Origin of the sequence: Vibrio sp. Vb0888 (assembly GCF_033338835.1) — a bacterium.
GTDB classification, from domain to species: Bacteria; Pseudomonadota; Gammaproteobacteria; order Enterobacterales; family Vibrionaceae; genus Vibrio; species Vibrio alginolyticus.
Genome location: NZ_JAWOTL010000012.1, coordinates 1 through 17,070 on the forward strand (window position 1 = coordinate 1; position 17,070 = coordinate 17,070).

13 protein-coding genes and 1 pseudogene are annotated in these 17,070 nt (G+C 39.1%); 2 read left to right on the forward strand and 12 right to left on the reverse strand.

The genetic code is table 11. The features are described 5' to 3' along the window. Positions 1-219: 219 nt before the first annotated feature. The 10 genes and pseudogenes from R7P72_RS16405 to rppH form a co-directional block, all read right to left on the reverse strand. Positions 220-2,004, reverse strand: a complete 1,785-nt coding sequence (locus tag R7P72_RS16405; RefSeq protein WP_020196718.1) for a hypothetical protein — start codon at positions 2,002-2,004, stop codon at positions 220-222. Between the two features lie 374 nt (positions 2,005-2,378). Then, a complete protein-coding gene (locus R7P72_RS16410) occupies positions 2,379-3,728 on the reverse strand; it encodes a tyrosine-type recombinase/integrase (protein ID WP_020196719.1) in 1,350 nt (449 codons plus the stop codon). Between the two features lie 8 nt (positions 3,729-3,736). Continuing rightward, positions 3,737-4,315 carry a hypothetical protein gene (locus R7P72_RS16415; protein ID WP_115385741.1) on the reverse strand — a complete coding sequence of 193 codons (579 nt, stop codon included), beginning with the start codon at positions 4,313-4,315 and terminating at the stop codon, positions 3,737-3,739. Continuing rightward, a complete protein-coding gene (locus R7P72_RS16420; RefSeq protein ID WP_020196721.1) occupies positions 4,305-6,431 on the reverse strand; it encodes a site-specific integrase in 2,127 nt (708 codons plus the stop codon). The genes R7P72_RS16415 and R7P72_RS16420 overlap by 11 nt, the downstream gene beginning before the upstream one ends. Positions 6,432-6,444: 13 nt before the next feature. After that, a complete protein-coding gene (locus R7P72_RS16425) occupies positions 6,445-8,664 on the reverse strand; it encodes a hypothetical protein (RefSeq protein ID WP_020196722.1) in 2,220 nt (739 codons plus the stop codon). Between the two features lie 67 nt (positions 8,665-8,731). After that, a pseudogene (locus R7P72_RS16430) lies at positions 8,732-9,061 on the reverse strand (thymidylate synthase); the annotation flags it as partial. Between the two features lie 9 nt (positions 9,062-9,070). After that, on the reverse strand, positions 9,071-9,892 hold the full coding sequence (gene lgt / locus R7P72_RS16435) for a prolipoprotein diacylglyceryl transferase (RefSeq protein ID WP_318110725.1): 822 nt from the start codon (positions 9,890-9,892) through the stop codon (positions 9,071-9,073). A gap of 87 nt (positions 9,893-9,979) precedes the next feature. Next, entirely contained in the window at positions 9,980-10,771 is a 792-nt protein-coding gene (locus R7P72_RS16440) for a sulfite exporter TauE/SafE family protein (RefSeq protein ID WP_005385965.1), read from the reverse strand. A 6-nt stretch (positions 10,772-10,777) separates the two neighbouring features. Further along, positions 10,778-13,024, reverse strand: coding sequence for a phosphoenolpyruvate--protein phosphotransferase (gene ptsP / locus R7P72_RS16445; RefSeq protein WP_104975865.1), 2,247 nt, complete (start codon positions 13,022-13,024; stop codon positions 10,778-10,780). A 2-nt stretch (positions 13,025-13,026) separates the two neighbouring features. After that, positions 13,027-13,548, reverse strand: a complete 522-nt coding sequence (rppH, locus tag R7P72_RS16450; RefSeq protein ID WP_005381953.1) for an RNA pyrophosphohydrolase — start codon at positions 13,546-13,548, stop codon at positions 13,027-13,029. Positions 13,549-14,167: 619 nt separating this feature from the next. Between rppH and mutH the strand changes: the two genes are divergently transcribed. After that, the gene (mutH, locus tag R7P72_RS16455) at positions 14,168-14,848 is read left to right on the forward strand and encodes a DNA mismatch repair endonuclease MutH (protein WP_017821501.1); all 681 of its coding nucleotides are present in this window, start codon (positions 14,168-14,170) and stop codon (positions 14,846-14,848) included. Positions 14,849-14,863: 15 nt separating this feature from the next. On the opposite strand, the gene R7P72_RS16460 is transcribed toward mutH, so the two are convergent. Then, entirely contained in the window at positions 14,864-15,175 is a 312-nt protein-coding gene (locus tag R7P72_RS16460) for a DUF6482 family protein (protein WP_005381772.1), read from the reverse strand. A gap of 154 nt (positions 15,176-15,329) precedes the next feature. Between R7P72_RS16460 and R7P72_RS16465 the strand changes: the two genes are divergently transcribed. Beyond that, positions 15,330-16,364 carry an NADP(H)-dependent aldo-keto reductase gene (locus R7P72_RS16465; RefSeq protein ID WP_005381774.1) on the forward strand — a complete coding sequence of 345 codons (1,035 nt, stop codon included), beginning with the start codon at positions 15,330-15,332 and terminating at the stop codon, positions 16,362-16,364. Positions 16,365-16,495: 131 nt separating this feature from the next. On the opposite strand, the gene R7P72_RS16470 is transcribed toward R7P72_RS16465, so the two are convergent. After that, positions 16,496-16,747 (reverse strand): hypothetical protein, encoded by a 252-nt coding sequence (locus tag R7P72_RS16470; RefSeq protein ID WP_005381776.1) that lies wholly within the window; start codon positions 16,745-16,747, stop codon positions 16,496-16,498. Between the last annotated feature and the right edge of the window lie 323 nt (positions 16,748-17,070).

Below are 17,070 nucleotides of genomic sequence, written 5' to 3' on the forward strand. Positions count from 1 at the left end.
TCGAATAACTTTTTGTAGGATAAAATGAACGAAACAGATCTTGTAGAGTGTTTGGTCTAGCGAGTTTTGGGGCATTTTCGTGTTTCATGCCCCGTCAGCACACTGTTGGACATTTCTGAGTTAGCGATGTTGCTAAATTAGCAATCAATGAATGAGTTTAAGTATGGAAAAATCGCTTAACTCAGTGCCCAGTACTTAAAGGTACAGATCAACAGCTTGTTATAACTTTCTAACAAACAGCTCTGAGTTCTTCTTCAATTTTCGGTCTAACTTTATGCCAACCTCTCCTTCATTACAGGTATCTACTCCCTTACCATTAACTTGCAAGGATTCGACTTTAGCTCTTGAATAATCTCCTTGTTTTCTTACGATCAAGGTGTCGCCTACAGCTAGAGTTATATCATTTAAATTTACGATAGCAACTTGACCGTTCATGAAGAGTTCTTGAGGAACACCAATAGATACTAGGTCTGTAGGCTCTAGAGTAATTAGCCCTGTTTTAAAAAGTGATTCTCTAACATCTGATTTTTGCAAAATCCCGTCTTCAATCAGGAAATATGCTTTATAAAGATCGTATGTGGTTAAAAGCCCTCGCTTATCGTGGCCTGCATCTTTGACTTGATTCTCGGTAAACGGGGGGTTGGATCTCGATTTTGGTGGCATGTATCGCTGGTGATTGACAATATATAGTCCGAACACATCAAATTTTCCTCGTTGCTCGGCGCGTCTATACCTAATCTTGCTAATTTGAGAGCAGTCTTTGTCTGTCGATGTACCTCCAATGCCTTTAATCTCGATGACTAAAAACCGATCCCCACAATCAACCTGAATATCCTCTTCAAGAATATCTGGATTTGTATCGTCAAAGTTAACTACCGACTCAAACTCCAACCACTTGAGATAATGTTCAATCGACGATACTAATGCATCACCAGTTTCAGAAATTAAATCTGTCAGAAACTTGAACTCACTCTTTAATTTGAGCAGAGAGTTCTCGTTTTCAGTAATATCTTTGACGTATTTTTCCTCTATATCGGCCTTTTCTTGCAATAACTCGCTCTCTCCAGGCAACAAATAGTCCCCACTTTCTAACCAGCCGAATTCACCATGAAATGGGAATATATCTGGCATTATTTCTGGTAGGTATGTCTTAAGGAGACTAGCAACAAAGCTTCCTTTGTTCTCAATGTCTGGGAAGACTAATACCAGTGACTCGTTTTGGAAATGCGCGTAACTTACAATTTCATCTCTTTCATTAAGTAACAGTGGTATAAAATTACGGTCTTTCTGGTACTTTCCGTCCTCCCAAACATCAGGGTGGTTAAACACACTTCGGTACTCAATTCCATCTAAGTGTTGATTAAACAGCGGAGATAGTTTTGAGCCTTTTTCTGGGAGGGCAACCTTACGGCCATGTCGGTTTTTAGAGCCAGAAAAGCCTTTATAGAATGTATGGTTAGAATATGACTCTCGGCGTGTAATACTAGCCTCGTATGCTGTTATTTCTACAAATTGGTATTCAGAAGAAATTGCACTCCCGCAAAATGCGATCACTATTGCCTTCTTCCATGCCAGCTCATTTATTTCATCAGAAACGATATTAATGGATAATGGCCTAGGGTCGAAAACTTGTTCGGGGTATATGCTAAGCAAGGCATGAGCTTTGTTTCCAGTTGTATTTTTTAGGCTATGCAGGCTAGCATCAAAATCTTCTGATTTCTCAACAGTCAGATCCAACATAACGATGTCAAATTCATGTAGATTGCTAGGATAGTCATGGTGCAGCTTCAGGAGTTTTTCTTCATGACGTTTGTTCGCAACTTTCACAGTTGAACCGAAACTAGCAGTTACATAGTTAAACCTTAAGTTTTCCAGTTCTTTTTCTACATCTTCCTCGAAATCAAAAAGGCATATCATGGGATGTTTGTGGGGTTCTTCCACAACTACGGCAGTCACTTCTTCTATGGACTCATCCTTGCTTTTTGATTTGTGTATTTTGAACATTACCACTCCTACTGATGTGAATTCTGACTCGCTGATTTCTTTGAGATATGACGCTTTTTAGACAGAATCTTTCTGCTTTTGCTTTCGGACTATCTTGCTACTATCACGTATGCAACTCAAGCAATATAAGCACGTTATGTGATTGTTGGCCTTGCATGACGGAAAGAGTCCACCTGAAACTCTTACGCTGTACAATTAGGTTTAGTAAGGCAAAAAGAGATGAACAACATATGAATAAGTTTTTAGTCTAAGTAGAAACGGGGCAGAAAGATGGTTCAATCAATCGGATTTAATCGAGAGGCCATTGGAATACAGATATGTTTAGTTTAGTGCAGACTTACTGCACAACAGTTGCTGGGCTGTCTACCCCATACTTAGCCCGATAAAGCATCTAGATCTTTCTGCATTGCCGTCCTGAGGCTTTGTAGTTCTTCCAGATACTCTGACACTACCATTCCATCTTTTAATTTAGATTCAAGTTCATCTAGCCCCCTATCGAAAGCTTCATATGCCATTCTTTGACGAACTCTATTTTCAACACCATCGACATCTACCAATTCCGCAAATGCGAGATCAATATAATGATCAAGGCTATCCAAACTCTTATGGTTAGTATATTGCTGGACTTTCTTCTTAAATATACTACCATCAAGTAGAGCGAGCTTTAATTCTGACTTGTTTGAAGCATTAAATTCCTTTATCAAAGAAATAAACAATTTAGTTATAAATCTATGTCTAAACATTTGAGCACAGGCTTTTTCTTCAATCCCAGCCGCTCTTCTCAAATTTCCCACTTCATCGCTTAAATATTTTGCTGTTAATTTTATGCCTGTTTTTACACTTATAAAAACAAATCCATGATCATTTGACTCTCCAATCGTATCTTCGATTAACTTGCTTCTGTGTATTTCTATATATTTAATTAATGCTCTTAAGTCTTGATGTAAGATTGGTATAAATCTATATCCAGAGTCGTTTTTTTTCGTTATTAATTTAAGCATGGGGTTCTTCATTTCCTCAGCTTTTAAAACATCTTCAACTTTCAACTCTACAAGCTCCGCAACTCTTCCTCCAGTTGATTCAAGACCTCTTAATAAAGCTTCTCTACGCCTAATTAGTGCTTTATCTGACGTTACATTGATAATTGCAGAACGTAATGCATCAATCGATGCTTTTGAGATTGGTTTTCTTTTTTTCAGAGGACTAGGTGTATCAAATGAGCAATGCCACCATACTTCTTGTTTAACTATAGTTTTACCCTTCCTGACATTTCTGACCCTTTTGCTCGCCAATATCCTAGCTGGTAAAAATGTTGAGTCATCATTCTCCTTCGCTATAAAATCAAGAAAATCAAGCCAACGCCTAGCGTTTGAAATTAAAGTATTACTGACTCTTTTGGGCGTTAAAGAGTTGGTTTTCTCATCTCTTTGAATCTGCATGAGTTCAGAAAAATGATCGGAAGTTAAGTCAATAAAATCTACTTTATGCTCATAGCAATATCTAACTAATGCACTTATTGAAGATGCATATTGCTTAACTGTACCTTCCGATTTTCTTTCAGATACTTTTATTAAATACTTATTTGCAGCAACGCAGGCCTTCCCACTTGGTAATGTCATAAAAGGGAAATTTTTGATCACTTTTACTACAGGTTGTAAATCCCTTCCAACAAAATGGATGTTCCGATACTCTGGTATAATTTGCCACAACTGAACTTTAGACATAGACACCTCTAAATTTCAGAAACATTATTTTCCTTATCACTATCTTCAGGAAAAATATCTAATAGAGATAATGTCGAATTTAACTTTTTAACTGCATTTTTAGCTCGATGTTCCCTAAGTTTTTGGTCATCTATTTTAGAAATAGATAGGATTTCAGATTTAGCTCTATCGATTATCTGAATCCATACCAAATGCTCTTCTTTGTACAAATCGACCAAATTATCCCTTGATTTCAATGCATTATATAGACCTTGTTTAGTTCTTCTGTTCTCTTTTTTTTCTACACTTGGAGATGTGTTCAAGGTTTCTAATGCACTGATCCTCAAACGATTTATATACTGATAACCTTCAGAAAATAATATTTTTGCTTGTCTCTTTTGAGTATTAATTGAAGAAGGTGATACTTCTAACCTTTCCCCATTAATAACAATATGGCCTTCAAATCTAGCCAGACCGCCTTGGGACTCTAAAGATTTAATGAGATATGTAGATTCATGATATTTCTCTGGTTCTTTAATGATATCTTTTAAAATCAATTCAATATTTTTTAACGAATTAACTTTTTTCTCTGATAGCTTATTCATCATTTTCACCAACTATTTTAACTAATAGTTTATGCTTTTTCCCTTCAAAATCAGTTATAAACTCATAATCAAATATAATCGATCCTTTTGATGCTTGGTAATTTATATAATCTTCAAGCTCCTCTGAATCAAGTAACTCCACATTATTTACATTGTATTTTTGACATATATATGACTTGAGCTTTGGAAAGCTATCAATGTGTTCTGAAACATACTGAACCTCCACATCACGTAACACCTCACCTGTAACTGACTCTGTAATATAACGGTGGAGATGTTCTATATCTGTCTGCCCTAAAAACCAACGTAAAACATCTAGCCCCTGTTGGGATTCACCTGAAGACCATACGTAAAGTTGAACGAAAAATCGTCTTAGTTGATGCGGACGTAGATAATATCGCAGTCCATCTACTACTTCTGTTTCAAAATAGTCACAAGCCTTATCCATCGCTTGATATAAAGAATTATAAAAATTTGCCTCAGAAATTCTGACAGGATTAATATACGGATAGGAGAAAATATGAGGGATACTAGATAAGTATCCACAATCAATTAGTACTTTTTGGATTCGCTCCAAATTTTCAAGCATAGAAATACATAGCTCATCCATTGGGCGAGCAATTTTATCCCGTAATCCTCCTAAATTTTGAGTCGCTTTTTCTCTATCAAATATCACATAACGATTTTTTTTATCAAATGCACTACCATGCTTGATGGATAGATATTCACCAACTCTCCTTGCGGCTAAAGCTCCAAATATAATGGCCACTAGCCCAAAGTATACCGATATTAAATCAATTAAACTTTTGTTCTCCCTCAACTCTTTCGCAGTCCACCTCTGACCTCTTCCGAATTGATTACAACCTAGCTCTTTTATTTTAGGATGAATGCAAGTTATGAACTCTCTATCCGATATGAACTCTCTGAGCCGAGTTCTATCTTCTGAAGAACTTTTACTAAGTGCTTTATCATAATCTCGACTAGCTACTAGCCTAACCACACTATCGTATGATGAGACTAACTCTTCACCGTAATTTAAATGAAAATCGATGCATTTCTCGATCATATTAAATACAATAGGAAATGGAATACTTTTAAACCTTCCTGAGTTCTTAACTTTAACACGAGAAAAATCCACACAATCAATTATATTATCTTCAGGTACGTAGATTCCATTCTTTCTAAAGTCATGGCTAGATAACAACTTTAATGATTGCCAAGCAGAACGAAAATTAATAAAAGCCGTTTTAGATATTAACTCATCTTCTGGGGTATCTTGAACATTAATCCTTCTATACTCAATATGATATGGCGATTTATCAACTAGATGAAAAGCTTCAACCCAATCTCCCGATTTACTAATCTTCCCTCCCCAAATGGTTTTTGAACCAAGCAACTCCCTTCCTAACTTTGACACTTTTAAAACATATTTATAATCGGCGCTAGTTTTTGTATCTTCTCTAAAAAAGTCGTTAGATAGTAACCAACTTCTCATAATAGATAAATTATCTACATATTTACTATCAATCAAATCAAATGCATAAGAATTTTTACCAGTAAGTAAATCATAGCTAATATCAGACCTATCGGCACTATTATTACGAATAGAATTTACAGCATTAAAATAAATATATGACAACGCTCTATCTTTAAAGTTGTATATGGTCTCATATGTATCTTTTGAGGAAGATAAAATCGAGAACAATTGTATCACATCATCTTCAGATAATATTCTTAAACCATATTCTGATATTTTAATATATCCATCTCTTAGAATGAAATAATCAATTATTTTACAGATGTAAGGAAGTTTATCTCTTGTAGTTATTGGGGATGGCTTTACAATTAGCTTCCCGCTACTATTAGTAGATAGGTATGCTATTATCCACATCTTAAACGTATTTAGCAATGAACCATGACTTTCGCTAGTTAGCAACTCTCCATTGGGTAATGTGATATTAAAGTCTACTTCCGTGACAAACTTTCCTGTTGAAGTAGAAGTGTCAAACCGCCAAATATTTTCTATAAATTCGCTTTTAAGGTAAGGATGTTTCTTGAACCGCTCAACACCTGATTCAAAAATATTATTAAGAAAACCCAAGTCATCATGTAAATTCATGTCAAGCCCTTAACTATTTTTCCATCTCTTTCTCTGCCGTGTCTAAGTAGCTTTTTAGAAGAACATCATCTGAGTTTCTTATATCTTCCATTATAAGTTCACTAAGGCTGAGATAATAACTATCTTTGATAGATAACTTGTCGTCTTCAATAGTCCCATTTTGAATCGCTAAAAGAACCTTTAAAACTTCAACATTTATACCGACAAGAACTTTACCTTTCGCATCGTTTTCTGCAAAATCTTTACTATCACTTTTTTCAATTTTTAAGGAATGATTGAATAAAAACCTCTCAAGCTCTTTTATATTATTAAAGCAAGACGCCTTAAGAAGGTTTTTATTATCTTTCATTGCTTCACAAATAATTCCCTTTTGAAATATTCGAATCCAACGAGATTGAAAATACTTCAATATTGGGTCGGGTAAATAATGAGAAAGCAAGTCTTGTCTATATTTGTCATGCCCTAGATTTTTAGCCATTAATGATACATCTTTATCTTTCAAATAGCCTACAACAGCACATGATGCTCTAAACCTAGTTAAAGTAAGGTTTTTATTTAGATTATTCAGAGCCTCTTCACTTTTATTGGCATGTGCATTTTTTAGCTGTTCGAATCGAGATTTAATATATTTTTCAGATAATGAAGTAGAACCACTCACACATGGTCTTGGATGAAAAAATGCTTGACCAGTATTAATAAATAATTTTCTATAGTTATCATCCCCTTTCTTCTTTAAATATTCTCTTGGTCTAGAGGTGATAACCAATAGCTTTTCAACTAGCTCTTTTGAAACAGAATTTAATTTGATGGTTTGTTCAGCTTTGCGTCCATTTTTACGTAATTTATATCCCTGAAGATAATAATTATTATCAAGCTTATAAAATCCAACTCTATGCCCGTTCTTATCATATAAATCAAGGTTGTATAAGAAGCTATCCGTTATATCATTGTGTTCTTTTATCAGGAGTATTGATATTGGAATTTCGAAATACGATGTCGGCATTCCAAAACTTTCAGCCAATGATGTTTTACTACTATAAACCTTACGAATATTTCCATTAGAATCTATCAATCTTTCATAGCAATTAAGTCGATATTTGACGCGAAATTCATCTCTGGATAACTCAATATCCTCAAATTTAAACTTATGATTGTTATCTGAATATCTTGCCCATAAATCATTGAATTGATTTTTAGCCCAATTTATTACAATGTTATAATCATCTTCTATATCATCGAATATAGATTCTATAGCCTCATCATCAGTCAAATAAATCGGGACATCAGTAAGCAATTTTTCTTTAACCTGAATTATTTCCCCTGTAGGCGCATCTTTTATTTTCTTTATCTTTGCTTCTGAACCTGTCTTATACTCTGTAGGTATATATGTAATATCTATATTAGGTCTAGCAAAGAAGCCTGTTTCAAATAAAGTGTAGAAAAGAGCTGGAGAACCGTCATTCCAACGTTTCTTCGTTGTCATAAGGCAATTACCAGATTCTACATTTTTTTTAAAAAAATGAGCACAGAATCCACGCCAAATATCATCTGAAACATCCGAATTACTTTTTAAATCAAAATAATTTAAACCTTCGACTGAAGATAGATATAAAAAATATGCTGAAAATAAGGGGAGATGATTCTCTAATGCTTTAAATCCACCTAAAACACTGTTCGTATATTTTTCTAGTTGTCTAGCGGCATCAGCGCCTTCATTTTTCCATATATAAGTAAGATCTAGGAACCTCTCTTTACCACTTTTAGATTTTATTACCCACCAACTATAATAGTCCGCTTTATCACTATCTATAGTGGGCAAATCAACAGCGTCAAACGGTATATATATATCAATTAATCGCTTTTTCTTATGATAATCACCAATGCCAAATTTTGATGACAAAAATCTTAAGCATTTTCGTGAAAAATTGAGATATCCATCGAAGGTTGCAGGGCTTACATCGACCAAAATCCCATCTTTAATGCTCTTAAGAAATCGCCCAAGAAAGTCGGTAACATGCCCTAATTTTATCGATGTTTCACTTACACGGTCATCAAACACATCGGAATAGACGTACATTAATTTTGCATAAAAAACAATCGATGATTTACCATTGTTTAGCTGTTCGATGAGAGGGGAAAGAGTCTGAAGAAGAACATGGTCAGACTCCTCAATGTTCAAAAAGAGGAGTTTGTTTTTATTATGGACAATTGTCCGTTTTGATAGCTGCTCCATTTGCACCACAATGTCCTATAATTTCAATCCTATAGAACAATATAGACAACATTGGGAAAAAGGCAAAAACTCCATAGACACGGCCCATGTCGTCTTCGCCTTTACGGTATGGGTTATTCAACCAGGCATCATTTAGGTTGGCATTGGCATCCCAGGTTTTCGTGCCCAGCTTACGAAAATCTTCCGCATTATCGTAACCACGAATGTACCCTAGTAGCTCTGCAACAGCTGCTTTCCAAAAACTTTTACGTGTGGTGACCAACGGAAATTGATTGTTCGCAACATCGTAGGTTAAATCCGCGTTGATTACGGTCAGGCAGCGCTTGCCTGTACGCTCATTTTCAACCCAAACACCTTGGTCAACGATGCGTTGACACAAATCTAAATACTGTTTCACACCAATACCTTACTTCGTCTTTTGTGGTAATTCGTCTTTGTAATGACCACGTTTGTATGCCCAAACTATCATGAGGACACCGATAACCACCATTGGCAGAGATAAAATCTGTCCCATGGAAATAAAGCCACCGAATAAACCCAAATGAGCGTCTGGTTCGCGCACGTATTCTACTAGGAAACGGAAGGTTCCGTAACCCGCAAGAAAGAGTCCTGAAACAGAACCTAGAGGACGAGGTTTCTTGATGAACCAATTCAAAATGAAGAAAAGGACGATGCCTTCAAGCGCCATTTCATAAAGCTGTGATGGATGACGTGGCAGTGGACCGCCATTTGGGAAAACGATCGCCCAAGGCACATCCGTTACTCGGCCCCACAACTCGCTGTTCATGAAGTTACCTAAACGCCCCATACCCAAACCAAATGGCACAAGCGGCGCGATAAAGTCAGCAACACCGAAGAAAGTTCGCCCGTTTTTGTGTGCATACCAGAACATCGCAGTAATCACACCCAGTAAGCCCCCGTGGAAAGACATACCACCAGTCCACACTTTAAATAGATACAAAGGGTCAGCCAGGAAGAGCTCAAAATTGTAGAAAAGCACGTAGCCTACACGGCCACCAATCACCACGCCAAGGAAGCCTGCGAACAACAAATCAGAAACCTGCTCTCGTGTCCAACCACTTCCAGGCTTATCCGCACGTCGGTTCGCTAACCATAGAGCAAACATAAAGCCAACAAGGTACATCAAACCGTACCAACGAACCGAAACAGGACCAATAGAGATTAAAACCGGATCAATATTGGGAAATTCAATATATCCCTGAGACATAAATCATTCTCTTCTTATCACAACAAAATAAATATACCCAAGTAACCTCTAGATGCTTGGTTCAGCGAGAATGACTTGGGTACAAACTTAGAGCAGCATGGTCGCTGCAACAAACATTAAGAACACCGCGAATATCTTTTTTAATACCGCTGTTGGAAGGTTAGTTGCGAGCTTCGCACCCACTTTTGTTGTGAGCATCGAGGCCATAGCAATCGCTAATAAAGCGGGAAGATAAACATAGCCAATACTGTATGAAGGTAAGCCTTCCACTTTATAGCCATGTAAGATGAAGCCGATCATACCAGAAATAGCAATCACGCAACCACAAACGGAGGATGAGCCCACCGCTTTACGCATCTCTATCCCATGTTTATTTAAAAATGGTACCGACAGTGAGCCACCACCAATACCAGCAAGGCTTGATACGACACCAATTCCCGTGCCGTAAACTACAGTCACAGGGCTGCTCGGCATAGGTTTACTGCTCGTAACTTTAATGGAACGAAACATTTGTACTGACAGGCAAAGAACAATGACACCAAACACTTTCGGCAAATAGTGTGTAGGGATCCACTCAGCAATATTGGCACCAACAAAGCCACCAATGACCACACCAGGCATCAACCATTTTACGACAAACATATCGACATTGCCGAGCTTAAGGTGATTCATCGCCGATGAGCCAGACGTGACAATAATACTCGCTAACGAAGTGGCTAAGGCCATGTGCATACTCATTTCTGGAGAGATCCCAGCAAGAGGAAGCAAATACAACAAGGCAGGAACAACAATCAAACCACCACCGATACCGAGTAACCCCGCCATCACACCCACAAAAGCGCCTAGCGCCAACAATAACAAAAATAAAGAGACGGTCACGATTTCCTACTTTTTACCTGCACGGATAAAGCCCGCAAAGCCCTGTTGAATGAAGAAGTCATGCATCATTTGATGAATGTCCTCCCCATAGGACTTTGTCATTGCTTGCTCCGCTAATTTTTCTAATTCTTCTTGTTGGCTATGACGAATCAAATATTTCACCTTAGCCACATTGGAGGTGTTCATACTCAAACTGGTATACCCTAACCCAAGTAAGAGAAGAGCGCCAAATGGATCACCCGCTAGCTCACCACAAATACACACGGGCACCTGATATTTATCACACACCTCATGGATTTGCTTAAGCGCTAACAGTACCGCAGGATGCATAGATTCATAGACATCCGCTACGCGCGAATTGTTCCTATCTACCGCTAATAAATACTGAGTTAAATCGTTTGTCCCGACAGAAACAAAATCAACACGGTGAGCGATCGTTGGCAACAGATACACCATCGATGGTACTTCAATCATGACCCCAATTTGTGGGAATTGAATTCTATCATCAAGCAAAACGGCTTCGCTGTGAGCTTGATTAATCAAGCTAATGGCATCGTCTAGCTCTTTTACCCCTGACACCATTGGCAATAAGATACTTAAGTTTCCGCTTTCTGCACTCGCTCTTAACATTGCACGCAGCTGGATCAAGAAAATGTCTGGATGATCCAATGTAAAACGAATGCCACGCCAGCCTAGAAACGGATTATCTTCTTCGATGGGCAAATACGGCAAAGGTTTGTCACCACCAATATCCAAAGTACGCATCACTACTCGTTGATTCGGATAGCTGTTAAGTATTGCTTGGTATTGATGATACTGTTCATCTTCCGAAGGAAAGTGATGCTGAAGTAAAAATGCAATCTCAGTTCGGTACAACCCAACACCATCAACACCTGTGTTGATGGCAATATTACTGTCTGCACTGAGTCCCGCATTCAGCATAATTTCGATATGGTGATTATCTTGCGTAACCGCAGGGAGTGCGAGGTCCTTGTTTACCATGGCAAACAGTTCAGACTCTTCGCTTACTAAGCTGCGATACTCTCGCAACAACTGGCGGTTTGGCTCTAAGAAGATCTCACCCGTATAGCCGTCGACTATCCCGAGTTTGCCATTCACCACATCCGGATTAATGTTGGCGCCCATGACTGCAGGGACCCCAAGAGCTCGAGATAAAATGGCAGCGTGAGAGTTTGCGCCTCCCTCTAATGATACGACGGCTAACAAAAACTCTTTAGGTACAGAAGCGAGCAAGGTGGCAGTGAGTTCGTTCGCCACCAAAATAATGGGACGATCAATTGCAGAATTTTCTTGCTCACTGTTGTGCAGAAAATAGAGCAGCCTTTGCCCTAACTCTCGGATATCTTGCGCTCTTTCACGCATGTATACATCCGACATTCTTGCAAATCGATTCGAGTATGACTCTACAACTTGGCGTAACGCCCAGTCTGCCCTGTCTCCTTTTTCAATCTGCTTCTTCAAATCACCGCGAAGCATCGGATCATTCAGTAAGTGAGTAAACAGATCGAAGATCGCCAGCGCATCTTTGTTGATTTCACTGTCCAGTTTTTTCCGCATGCGGCGAAAGTCATTTAACGCTCGCTCTATGGCCACCAGTAGTGTCTCGTGCTCGCGTTCCTTATCTAACGTGGACGAAGGGAAAATATCCGATAAACTCGGCTGGGTATTGTCGAACCAAAACTCTCCAATCGCGACACCAGTAGACGCAGGCAAACCTTTTAATACCGTGGGTTTAGATGCTAACTGCCAATGCCCAAGATTCTGCGCATGTGCAATGAGCACCGCTAACTGAGCGGATAAGGTAACAAGAAACGATTCTTCCATTTCACTAAACAAGCGCGGCGTTTTTTGTTGGATCACCAACACACCTAAAACTTGTTTACGATGAATGATTGGAGTAGCTAAAAAAGAGTGGTAAATCTGTTCGCCGAGTTGAGGAAAGAATTTGAACTCGGGGTGTTTTGAGGCTTCGGCAAGGTTAAGGGGTTCAGCGCTTCGTTTTACCAACCCAACCAAGCCTTCATTGAAGTTGATATGAATACTATCACCTTCAAAAATAAGGCCTTGAGTTGCCATTAACTCAAGGCGCTGCATTTCTTCATTAGCAAGATAGATAGTACAGCACTCAGTACTAAGGGCAGCACAAGTCTCTTTCACCAATATATCGAGTGCCAGATGTACATCATCGACCCTAGAGACTTTCTCAACTATTTCCCTTAGCTGACTGAGCATGATTATCCTCTACGTTGCTTTTTTCTTTTCCCTTTCGCTTTTCTCTCTCGAAAAGGCATGGCTAAGGATGCAAATTCTTTCATCGCTCGTCGATAAACATCTCGCTTGAAAGAAACAACTTGCCTAACTGGATACCAGTAACTTACCCAGCGCCAACCATCAAATTCAGGGGATTTTCCGCGTTGCATATTAATGCGAGACTCATCGCATTCTAATCTCAGCAGAAACCATTTCTGTTTTTGGCCGATACAAACAGGCTTGGAGTCCCAACGCACCAATCGCTTTGGTAGCTTATATCTTAACCAATGACGACTTGTTGCAATGATCTTAACGTCTTTTTTCGTTAAACCGACTTCTTCGTATAACTCCCTGAACATGGCTTGTTCAGGGGTTTCACCTTCGTCAATCCCACCTTGTGGAAATTGCCATGAGTGTTGCCCGTATCGTTTAGCCCAGAAGACCTGACCATGGTTATTACATATCACAATACCAACATTAAGTCGGTAACCATCGCCATCTATCACTGGCTAACCTCTATGAATAAATTTTTTATTACCGTGATTTTTCCACATATCCCCATTACTAGCAAACTTACTGATGTGATATGAGCAAGATTTATTACCTTTTCAGCATTTTTGGATATCTTTTAATCAAACCATACCTTATCAACACAAGAGTGAGACATTGCCCACATTTATTCACCTTTTCTGTGAATAACTTTGTGAAGAATTCAATTCAAATGAGTAATTCAGTTCAATCCCATCAAATGAAAAACAAATGAATAAACAAAAAAACAAACATAAAGCATTGATAAAAAAGTATTTATTTTTAAAAATAACGATAATTCGATCTTCAATTTCTTGATGATCTTTTCACCAAACTCAGATCGGTCAAAGATCCACCAACAGGCTATTTATCCACACTTACCTGCTATTCGTTTAGATGATTACAACAAAATCAACCCCAAAAATGCATTTTAACCCCTGTTTATTCATACAGACCTCGTCAGGATCTTATCAATACCTCCTCCACCTGTGGATAAGTTATGAATTGATCGTTCTTACACCGCCTCGGTGAAATCTTAAACAGTAGATTTGGTCGGAGTTTGATAAACTATATTTTTTGTAATACCACCTTGTAACTATGAAACCAGAACCACAAACAGAAGCAGAGCTATTGGAACGAGCGCATGATATGGCAGGACTCAGTTTTGCTGAGTTGGCCGCCGAGGCGAATATGATTGTTCCTGAAAACTTAAAACGTGATAAAGGTTGGGTGGGTCAATTACTCGAATGGCACTTGGGCGCTCCAGCTGGCAGTAAACCTCAACAAGATTTCGCAAAACTAGGGATCGAGTTGAAAAGTATTCCGATCAGTTACTCTGGCAAACCTTTAGAAACAACCTTTGTTTCTGTGGCCCCCCTCACTGGTGTTCATGGTCTTACATGGGAAACAAGTCATGTTCGGAACAAGCTATCTCGTGTGCTTTGGGTACCCGTAGAAGGAGAACGAGAAATCCCACTCGCTGAAAGACGTGTGGGCAGTCCACTCATTTGGTCACCAGATGAAGAAGAAGAACGGATTTTGCGAAATGACTGGGAAGAGTTAATGGAGATGATCGTCTTGGGAAGATTTGATCAAATTTCCGCCAGACACGGAGAAGCGCTGCATCTTCGCCCTAAAGCCGCAAATGCAAAAGCGCTCACCGAAGCATATAACTCAAATGGTAAGCCGATGAAAACTCTGCCCCGAGGCTTTTACCTTAGAACACAGTTTACTGAACAGATCTTACTCAAGCACTACATTAACACTCAACCAGAATAAAACTATATCAGCTATTTAGTGCGTCACGAGCGATAACTCAATATCGCAGTACGAGGCTGCCTCTTCAGTGCCACATTCGTCATACGCATTACGCAGCCTTAAATACGCTTTATCGACCCCTAGCCTCAATAATTCTTCTTTTACTAAGTCTAGAGAGCCAAAATGTATCGGGTCTTCACCGTCTTTAATCGGCTCAAGTTGATGCTTGTACTCCACAGCTAAAAGATAGTCAGAGACATCAGAACACCCAATCACAAATACTTTGGGAGTTTTATAAGTATCTTTATGTGGACCATGTAGCCACATGTCCAATTGATGCTTCTGCATAACATACCTCCTTCACACGATTATTTAAGTGTAGTTAGGCTAACTGTAGCTTTCGAGTTTGCTCTCCCTTTATACGTAAATCATTTGCGATTGCGGCTAAAAATCCCCTATATTGGAGTCACTTATTTAGTCGGTAACTCTTCAAGGACGTGATATGCAATACACAAAACTACCGCACTCATCACTTGAGATCAGTAAAATCTGCCTCGGCACTATGACGTTTGGCGAGCAAAACACAGAAAAGGACGCCTTTGAACAGCTCGACTTTGCCCTCGATCATGGGGTGAACTTCATCGATACCGCAGAGATGTACCCTGTACCGCCAAACTCGGAAACACAAGGGCTCACCGAGCAATACATCGGTAATTGGTTAGCAAAAAGCGGCAAAAGAGAGAAAGTAGTACTGGCAACAAAAGTGGCAGGCCCTCGCAATGTTCCTCACATTAGAGACAACATGAGCCTTAATCGTCGCCACATCCATACAGCAATTGATGACAGCCTTAATCGTCTACAAACCGATTATGTCGATTTGTACCAACTACATTGGCCGCAGCGTCAAACCAACTGCTTTGGTCAACTCAACTACCCATACCCTGACAAACAAGAAGAAGTCACGTTAATTGAAACGTTGGAAGCGCTTACTGAATTAGTGAATGCAGGTAAAGTGCGCTATATCGGCGTATCCAACGAGACGCCGTGGGGTGTGATGTCGCTATTGCGTTTGGCAGAAAAACACGATTTGCCAAGAATTGTCTCCATTCAAAACCCATATAACTTATTGAACCGCAGCTTCGAAGTTGGCTTGTCTGAAATCAGCCATTACGAAGGCGTTCAGTTACTTGCCTACTCTCCTTTGGCATTTGGCTGCCTGAGTGGTAAATACCTAAACGGGGCAAAACCTGAAGGCGCTCGATGCACTAAGTGGGAGCGTTTTGCGCGCTACTTCACTCCGCAAGGTGTTAAAGCGACCGAAGCTTACGTCAATTTAGCTCAAGAGCATGGTCTAAACCCTGCACAAATGGCGCTCGCGTTTGTCAATCAGCGTCCATTTGTTGCTTCTAACATTATCGGAGCAACAAACCTAGACCAATTAAAAGCCAATATCGACAGTATTGATTTGCAACTTAGCGACGAACTACTTACTGAAATTCAAGCAATAGGTACAACTTACTCGAATCCTTGCCCTTAACAGTACCACCTTCAAACGAAAACAGCTGATCTTCAAGATCAGCTGTTTATCCAATGAAGTCATACTTCATATAAAAAGTTAAGCGTGTTGAATGACTCGTTAGCAACTCAGTCAGCCCAACACGCTAACGATTACGTCATTATTCGCGACGTTAAGACTCGACGAAGGTGACGAACTCGACGTTCAACTTTTACTGCATCCGGAACATTGGCACGTGTAGAACGACCATCGCGATCTAAACCAATATCTCTCAATAGATGAACATTCGTCCATGGAATATCATGAGCAGTTCGGCGTATGGTGCGCTGCCATTGCTTTTCTTCGCGTTTAAGGTCTGCTTTCAATAGCAAAGTGGCCAATTGTAGGTAAATAGAGTGACGCATAATATTTTCTCCGATTATCGATGTATTCGACTGGGAAAAATAGTGCGTAAAATGAACAGAAATATTCTGTTGATACTAAGCCGCTACTTTTCCGCAGCCTAGTAATAAATATGATAGGTTACGGATTAATTTTTATCTTGTGAGCCAGTGGTATTGGTATCATCCGATTTAAGGGTTATCGGAGCGATAGGCATACGATCAGCGCAAGCAGTGGTGTTAACAACGTAATGTTTCATCTTGCGCCTCCTAGCTAAAAATTAATCCGTTTATGAAAGGTATAACTCATTGAGTTACGGTTAAATTGTAAGCTTTGATGGATATAT